The organism is Bradyrhizobium sp. (assembly GCF_049798375.1).
Taxonomy (GTDB): Bacteria; Pseudomonadota; Alphaproteobacteria; order Rhizobiales; family Xanthobacteraceae; genus Bradyrhizobium.
This window is the reverse complement of the sequence record NZ_JBARGP010000367.1, coordinates 1-7,887: the sequence shown is the minus strand read 5'-3', so window position 1 is coordinate 7,887 and position 7,887 is coordinate 1. Positions and strand designations below refer to the sequence as shown.

Genomic DNA, 7,887 nt, shown 5'->3' with positions numbered 1-7,887 from the left:
TCCCTCGCTGGCGGCGCTGAAAGGCTTGCGGCCGATGAATCTCTACGGCTGGAGCAAGCATCTGTTCGACATGGCGGTGGTCGCGCGCGCCGAGCGGGGGGAGAAGCTGCCGCCGCAACATGTGGGCCTCAAATTCTTCAACGTGTTCGGTCCGAACGAGTACCACAAGGGCATGATGATGAGCGTGCTGGCGCGCCGTTTCGACGACATCAAAGCCAAGCGCGTCGTAGAGCTGTTCAAGTCGCATCGCGACGGCATCGCCGATGGCGACCAGCGCCGCGATTTCATCTATGTCGACGACGTGGTGCGGGTGATGATGTGGCTGCTCGCCACGCCCGGCGTGTCGGGCCTGTTCAATGTCGGCACCGGCAAGGCGCGAAGCTTCAAGGACCTGATACTCGCAGCCTATGGCGCGCTCGGCACGACGCCCAACATCGCCTATATCGACATGCCCGAAACGATTCGCGGCAGCTATCAATATTTTACGCAGAGCGATGTCGATCGGCTGCAGGCCGCCGGCTATAACGGCGGCTTCACTCCGCTGGAGGAAGCGGTTTGCCACTATGTTGGGGGCTACCTCGATGCCACCGACCGCTATCGCTGACGCCTGCTTCGGGGACACGTAACGATGTTCGATTTTGACGCCCTGTCGCAAGCGCTTCTTAGCCAGACCGTGCTGTGCGTCGGCGACCTCATGCTGGATGAATTCGTGTACGGCGACGTGTCGCGGATTTCGCCGGAAGCGCCGGCGCCCGTCATTGCCGTCAGGCGCAGCGAGACCAATATCGGCGGTGCGGGCAACGTCGCGCGCAACATCGCCGCGCTCGGCGCGCGCTGCATCTTTGTTGGCTTGGTCGGCGACGATGCCGCAGGCAGCGCGCTTCGCGCCGCGCTCTCCCGCGAGGCCAATATCGAGAGCGTACTCGTCACCGACGCCAGCCGGCCGACGACGCGCAAGGTCCGGTTTGTGTCAGAGCATTTCTCGACGCACATGCTGCGGGCCGACTGGGAGCACGCCGTTCCCGCCGCGCCCGAAGTTGAGCAGAAGCTGATCGATACGATCCTGCCGCTGCTCGATCGCGCCGACATCGTGCTGCTGTCCGACTATGCCAAGGGCGTGCTCACCGCGCGGGTGATCCGCAATGTGATCGATGCGGCACGCAAGCGGGCCAAGCGAATCATCGTCGATCCCAAGAGCGCGAACTTCGCGATCTATCGCGGCGCCACCGTGCTGACGCCGAATCGCAAGGAATTTTCCGAAGCCACCCGCAGCCGCGCCGAGACCGCCCAGGAGATCGCATCCGCAGCGCAGGACGCGATCCAGCTTGCCGATTGCGAGGCGATCCTGGTGACGCAGAGCGAGCGCGGCATGACGTTGGTGCCGCGCGACGGCGAACCGGTCCATGTGCCGGCCTATCCCGCCAAGGTCCGCGACGTCTCCGGAGCCGGCGACACCGTCGTGGCCGTGCTGGCTGCAACGCTCGCAGCCGGTGCCGAACGCGAGGTCGCGTTGCGAATGGCGAGCGCCGCCGCGGCTGTCGCCGTCAGCAAGCAGGGCACCGCGAGCGTCACCGCCGCTGAGTTGCGGCGCAAGATCCTGCCGCATGCCACGCTCGCGGCCGAGGAGAAGATCCTCGCCACCGCTGACGATCTCGACGCCAGGCTTGCCGATTGGCGCGAGGAGGGCCTGCGGATCGGCTTCACCAATGGCTGCTTCGACATCCTTCATCCGGGCCACGTCAAGGTGCTGACCGCGGCGCGCGCGGCTTGCGACCGCCTCGTGGTCGGGTTGAACAGCGATGCCTCCGTGAAGCGGTTGAAAGGCGAGAGCCGTCCGGTTCAGAACGAACGCGCGCGTGCCGAGGTGCTGGCGGCGCTCGAAGCGGTCGACCTGGTCGCGATCTTCGAAGAGGACACGCCGATCCGGCTGATCGAGCGGGTCAGGCCGAGCGTCCTGGTCAAGGGCGGCGACTACACCCGCGAGCGGGTGGTCGGCCATGAGATCGTCGAAGCCGCGGGCGGCGAAGTGGTTCTGGTCGACATTTTGCAGGGATTCAGCACCACCGCCCTGGTCGATCGCGCCCGCGGAGACAAGCGATGAGCACGCTCGCCGGACAGTCGGGCGCGGCGTTGTCGTCACGGCGGTGGCGCGACCCGGCGGCGTGGCGGACCACGGTCGACGTGGTCGCGATCCTGCTGGCGCTGGCGCTGCCGTGGTCGACGTCGCTGGTATCGATCTTTGGCGTGGTGCTGATCGTCACCATGGTGCCGTTCCTCGATTTCGAGGCGTTCGTGGTCTCGCTGAAGCGCCCGATCTGTCTGGCGCCGATCGCGCTATTCGTGCTGGCGCTGGTCGGAACGCTGTGGTCGGACGCTGCCTGGGGTGCGCGGCTCTATGCGGTCGGACCGGCCGCGAAGCTGCTGGTACTGCCGGCGCTGTTCTATCATTTCGAGCGCTCCGAGCGCGGCACCTGGGTCTTCGTCGCCTTTCTCGGGTCGTGTGCCTTGATGGTGATCGCATCGACCATCGTCGCCTTCGATCCCGCGCTGGCGCTCAAGCCGCACGCCGATCGCGGCATCTTCGTCAAAAACTACATTGACCAGGGCCAGGAGTTTTCGCTCTGCGCCGTGGCCCTGGCCTATCCGATCGCGAATTTCGTAGGCCAGAAGCGCTGGTTGTCGGCGCTGCTGCTGCTGGCGCTCATGCTGCTGTTCCTCGCCAACATGGTCTTCATCGTCACCTCGCGCACGGCTCTGGTAACGATTCCGATCATGCTGGCCGTGTTCGGCCTCGTCCGTCTCAAGTGGCGGGCGAATGTGGCCATCGCGGTCGCCGCGATTGTCCTGGCCGCAGTCGCCTGGACCGTTTCGCCGCAACTCCGGGAGAAGGTTGCGACCTTCAGCAGCCAGTACCAGGGGTATGAGGAGAACCGCGGAATCACCTCGATCGGCGAGCGGCTGGAGTTCTGGCGCAAGTCGCTGCACTTCTTCGTCGAGGCGCCGTTGATCGGCCACGGCTCGGGCTCGACGCGGCATCTGTTCGAGCTTGCGAGCGATCATTCGAACCTTTCCTCCGGCCAGGTGATCGGCAACCCGCACAACCAGACCCTCTATGTCGCCGTGCAATGGGGTGCGCTCGGGGTCGTCATCCTCTGGGCGATGTGGCTGTCGCATCTCCTGCTGTTCCGTGGCGAGGGGCTGGCCAACTGGCTCGGTCTGCTCATCGTGGTGCAGAACATCTTCACGTCGATGCTCAACTCCCATATTTTCGATTTCCACGAGGGCTGGATGTACGTGCTGGGCGTAGGCGTCGCGGGCGGCATGACACTGAAGGCGCAGCGGCTGCAAGCGGCGGCGCAGGCGGACAGGTCGGCGCCGCTGGATGCTGCGTCATGACGCCGGCTCCTGCTGATCGCCGGGGCTCTGCATGACGCGCCTGTCCCGCCTTACATACCGCAACTTGCTGATCCTCGTTCACGACCTGCTGGCGACGGTCGTGGCGTTGTTCGCCGCGTTCTATATTCGCTTCGAGGGCCTCAGCAGCTTCTGGGACCGGGTCCCGCTGCTGCTGCATATCCTGCCGTATTTCATCGCCTTCAGCTTCGTGGTGTTCTACGCCTCCAATTTGATGACCACCAAATGGCGGTTCATCTCCTTGCCTGATGCGCTGAACATCGTGCGCGTCGCCACCATCCTGACTGTGGCGCTGCTGGTGCTCGACTACATCATTGTGGCGCCGAACGTCCGCGGCACCTTCTTCTTCGGCAAGGTAACCATCGTCCTGTATTGGTTCCTGGAAATCTCCGGGCTGAGCGCGCTGCGCTTCGCCTATCGCTATTTTCGCTACACCCGCGTGCGTTATCACGCCAAAGCCGAGGATGCGGCGCCTGCGCTGCTGATCGGCCGTACCGCGGATGCCGAGGTGGTGTTGCGCGGCATCGAGAGCGGCGCCGTGAAGCGGATCTGGCCGGTCGGCATTCTATCGCCGTCGATTGCCGACCGCGGCCAGTTGATCCGCAACGTGCCGGTGCTCGGCGGCTTCGACGACATCGAGGACGTGGCTGCTGATTTCGCCAGGCGCGGCAAGCCGATCGCGCGCGTGCTGATGGCGCCATCGGCCTTCGACCCGGACTTCCATCCAGAGACACTGCTGATGCGCGCGCGTCGGTTGCGGCTGATCGTGAGCCGCCTGCCGTCGCTCGAAAGCGGCGACGCGCCGCGGCTGGCGCCCGTCGCGGTCGAGGACCTGCTGCTGCGACCAAGCGAGAAGATCGACTATGGCCGGCTGGAAGCACTGGTCAGAGGCAAGGCGGTGGTTGTCACCGGCGGCGGTGGCTCGATCGGGGCCGAGATCTGCCATCGCGCGGTGACGTTCGGCGCCGCGCGCCTGCTGGTGATTGAGAATTCCGAGCCGGCGCTCTATGCGATCACCGAGGCGCTCGCAGCCGGCGACGAAGGCGGCGCAACGGTCGAGGGACGGATTGCCGACATCCGCGATCGCGAGCGGGTGTTCCGCCTGATTGCCGAGTTCAAGCCCGATCTGGTGTTCCACGCCGCCGCGCTGAAGCATGTGCCGATCCTCGAGCGTGACTGGAGCGAAGGGGTCAAGACCAACATATTCGGTTCGATCAATGTCGCCGATGCGGCTGTCGCCGCCGGCGCCGAGGCGATGGTGATGATCTCGACCGATAAGGCGATCGAGCCCGTGTCCATGCTCGGCCTGACCAAGCGCTTCGCCGAAATGTATTGCCAGGCGCTGGACCATGAGCTCGCTGAGCGTCCTGCGGGACGACCGCCGATGCGGCTGATCTCGGTGCGGTTCGGCAATGTGCTGGCCTCGAACGGCTCAGTGGTGCCGAAGTTCAAGGCGCAGATCGAGGCGGGTGGCCCTGTCACCGTGACCCATCCGGACATGGTGCGCTACTTCATGACCATCCGCGAAGCCTGCGACCTCGTCATCACTGCGTCCTCGCACGCGCTGGCGCCGGAGCGGCCGGGTGTCTCGGTCTATGTGCTGAACATGGGCCAGCCGGTGCGGATCGTCGAACTCGCCGAGCGCATGATCCGCCTCTCGGGCTTGCAGCCGGGCTACGATATCGAGATCGTTTTCAGCGGCATCAGGCCGGGCGAGCGCCTCAACGAGATCCTGTTCGCGAGCGAGGAGCCGCCGGTCGAGATCGGCCTTGCCGGCATCATGGCAGCCAAGCCCAACGAACCGCCAATGCAGACATTGCGCAAGTGGATCGCCGGGCTCGATCAGGCGATCGAGCGCGACGATCCCGTCACCATCAAGGCGATCCTGAAGGATGCGGTGCCGGAATTCGGCTCAAGCGCGGCCTAGGATCCGCGAGCGCGAGAAACGGCGCAGCACGATCGCAACGGCCGCGGCGCCTGCGATCAAAAGCAGGATATCGGTTGCGACCGTGTTGAGCTCGACCGATGCGATCGCGAGCGCTGCGAGCACCAGATTGAGGACGAACACCTCACTGATCACGCGCGTGACGGTAAAGCCGTTGTCGGTGGCGCGCTGATAGAAATGCGTGCGGTGCGCGGCCCAGAACGGCTCGCCGCGCAGCATCCGGCGCAGCAGGGTCCAGGTGGAATCGACGAGATAATAGAGCGGCAGCAGCAACGCGGCTGCCATGTGGCCTCGCCACGCCAAATGCAGCAGGCACCAGCCGAGCAGCAACCCGATGGGCAGGCTGCCAACATCGCCCAGGAACACCTTTGCCACGGGACGGTTGAACGGCGCGAAGCCGAGCAGGGCGCCGCACAGCGCCGCGGCGATCAGAACAGCCGGCAGCGGCAGCGCGCCGAACAGCCCGACCAGCACCAGCGTGGCGGTTACCGGCACAGCCTCCACGACTGTCATCAGATCGAGCCCGTCCATGAAGTTGACGAGGTTGACGAACCACAGCCCGGCGATCAGCACGAGGCCGCGCTCGACGGCGAGCGGCAACGCCGGCACGATCCGGAGATCGTCTGATGCCGTGAACACGACCGCTCCGATCGCGATAGCCTGAAACAGAAGCCGCGGCAGCGCCGGGATCGGCCTGATGTCGTCGATGAGCCCCACCAGTGCGATCAAGGGCACGGCGGCGATCAGCATGATTGGCAGGCGCAGATCGGTCAGGTCTGCGAAGCCGCAGCCGATCAGAAGGGTTGCGCCGATCACGGCGATGCCGGCGCCTTGCGGCGTCGGCACCTTGTGCGAGGAACGGGCATTTGGCCGTGCCAGCGCATACCGCTGCAACAGCGGCCGTAGCAGCACGATCAGGCCGGCGCAGACGATTGCGGCGGCGAGCGCGACAAAGGCGAGGGCTGCGAGGTGACGGTCAGGCGTCATCACGATGGCCCGAAATCATTCTGACGTAGAGATCGACGATGGCGCGCCCGATGATCTTTGCCGACAACTTATCCTCGACCAGCTGGCGCGCGGCACGACCATAGAGCGCACGCAAGACCGGAGATTGGGCGAGTTGCAGCATCGCCTGCGCCAGCGCCGGCGCATCCTCGATCGGGACGGTGAGGCCGGTCTGTTCATGCAGCGCGATCTCGCGGCAGCCCGGAGCGTCGGTCGAGACCAGCGGCCGGCCGCAGGCCGCAGCCTCCAGCAGGCTCACCGGGAGGCCTTCACGATGTGACGGCAGCACCGCGATGTGGCAGCGGCGCCAGAGCGTGGCGATGTCGTCGATATGGCCGAGCAAGGTGAGGCCGGGCTCGCGGCGCCATTGCGCGAGTTCGTCTGATGTCACCGAAGCTGGATTGGCGGGATCCGGATTGCCGGCGATCAGCAGGTTGAATTCATGCCCTCGGCCGCGCAGCAGGCGATGCGCCGTCACCAGGGCACGGACACCTTTGTCGGTCAGCAGGCGGCCGGCGAAGCCGAACGTGATCGGGCCAGTCGGCTCCGACAGCGGCTGAAAGCGGTCGGTGTCGACGCCCGAACCCGGGATCAGCACGATCTTGTCGTCCTTGATCCCGAGCTCACGCAGCGCTGCGCCATCGTCCGGATTCTGTACCAACACGCAGCTCGATCGTCGGTTCATCAGCCATGGCAACAGCCACACCATGACCTGCTTCAACAGCCGCGAGCGCCATGTCGCCGATGTGAAGATATAGCCGAGGCCGGTGATGGCATTGATCGCCGGCACGCTGCTGCCGATGGCCGCCAGCGACCCAAGCACGCTCGCCTGCAGGCCGGAATGATGCACGACGTCGGGCTTGACGCTGCGCTCGACGGCTCTGATCGCACGCACCACCGGCCCCGCCGCTGACGGTGACAGGCCGCCGCGCCGGAATGGGATCGGATGCAGGATGAAGCGCTCCGCGGCGATCTCAGCCGCGCCCTTGTTGACATTGGTCGCGACATGCACCTCGAAGCCGGCCTCGCGCGCGGCGCGGGCCATCGGCAGGCGGTGCATCAAGAAAGCGTAGTCCTCGTTCGCGACATACAGCAGCCGTCGCGGCGGGGCTGGCAGGGAGGCGGGCATTCGTCCAGATCTCGATCGGTCGAATGCGCCGTATAGGGCAAGCCGCGCCGTTTCGCGAGGCCTTAAACGAGCACGCGAGCTCTCCATAGTGTCGTCAGCGTGCACGACCGGATCGTGCACAGCCCCCGTGAGGTCAAGTGTACACGTTTCTCGCCATCGGGTTATTCGGCCTATATTGGCCGGCCTGATTATGGCTTAATGCTGTTCACCCGGAGCGCGGTCCCCACGTGAGCAAACTGTCGACGTACCGGCTGGTCGTATTCAGAGGCCGGCAATAGGCATCCATCACCGGAATGTAATTCGGCCTGGCTCGCAATGCGTGCTCAAGCAGCGATCGGATCCCGCTCTCCATGGACGGGCGCTCGGCCGGGCCGTACCACTCCATCTGAATCCC

At 65.3% G+C, this 7,887-nt stretch carries 6 protein-coding genes and 1 pseudogene; 4 read left to right on the top strand and 3 right to left on the bottom strand.

The window, feature by feature from the left end:
* The 4 genes from WA702_RS15805 to WA702_RS15790 all read left to right on the top strand — a co-directional run.
* A partial coding sequence (locus tag WA702_RS15805) for an NAD-dependent epimerase/dehydratase family protein (protein ID WP_425111471.1) occupies positions 1-604 on the top strand: 604 nt, incomplete at its 5' end.
* 24 nt (positions 605-628) lie between these two features.
* On the top strand, positions 629-2,101 hold the full coding sequence (gene rfaE1, locus WA702_RS15800; protein ID WP_425111470.1) for a D-glycero-beta-D-manno-heptose-7-phosphate kinase: 1,473 nt from the start codon (positions 629-631) through the stop codon (positions 2,099-2,101).
* The gene (locus tag WA702_RS15795; RefSeq protein ID WP_425111469.1) at positions 2,098-3,396 is read left to right on the top strand and encodes an O-antigen ligase family protein; all 1,299 of its coding nucleotides are present in this window, start codon (positions 2,098-2,100) and stop codon (positions 3,394-3,396) included. Before rfaE1 ends, WA702_RS15795 begins: the two co-directional genes overlap by 4 nt.
* 31 nt (positions 3,397-3,427) lie before the next feature.
* Positions 3,428-5,341: an SDR family NAD(P)-dependent oxidoreductase gene (locus WA702_RS15790; protein WP_425111468.1), complete on the top strand. Its 1,914-nt coding sequence runs from the start codon at positions 3,428-3,430 to the stop codon at positions 5,339-5,341.
* Here WA702_RS15790 and WA702_RS15785 read toward each other — a convergent pair.
* The 3 genes and pseudogenes from WA702_RS15785 to WA702_RS15775 all read right to left on the bottom strand — a co-directional run.
* Positions 5,327-6,346 (bottom strand): MraY family glycosyltransferase, encoded by a 1,020-nt coding sequence (locus tag WA702_RS15785; RefSeq protein WP_425111467.1) that lies wholly within the window; start codon positions 6,344-6,346, stop codon positions 5,327-5,329. The genes WA702_RS15790 and WA702_RS15785 overlap by 15 nt on opposite strands.
* Positions 6,336-7,493, bottom strand: coding sequence for a glycosyltransferase family 4 protein (locus tag WA702_RS15780; RefSeq protein WP_425111466.1), 1,158 nt, complete (start codon positions 7,491-7,493; stop codon positions 6,336-6,338). Before WA702_RS15780 ends, WA702_RS15785 begins: the two co-directional genes overlap by 11 nt.
* A gap of 205 nt (positions 7,494-7,698) precedes the next feature.
* Positions 7,699-7,887, bottom strand: a pseudogene (locus WA702_RS15775) (transcriptional regulator CadC); the annotation flags it as partial.

Bases quoted from the DNA above. Each gene is read 5' to 3' on its own strand.
- WA702_RS15785 (WP_425111467.1), bottom strand. From the start codon at position 6,346: ATGACGCCTGACCGTCACCTCGCAGCCCTCGCCTTTGTCGCGCTCGCC.
- rfaE1 (WP_425111470.1), top strand. From the start codon at position 629: ATGTTCGATTTTGACGCCCTGTCGCAAGCGCTTCTTAGCCAGACCGTG.
- WA702_RS15790 (WP_425111468.1), top strand. From the start codon at position 3,428: ATGACGCGCCTGTCCCGCCTTACATACCGCAACTTGCTGATCCTCGTT.
- WA702_RS15780 (WP_425111466.1), bottom strand. From the start codon at position 7,493: ATGCCCGCCTCCCTGCCAGCCCCGCCGCGACGGCTGCTGTATGTCGCG.
- WA702_RS15795 (WP_425111469.1), top strand. From the start codon at position 2,098: ATGAGCACGCTCGCCGGACAGTCGGGCGCGGCGTTGTCGTCACGGCGG.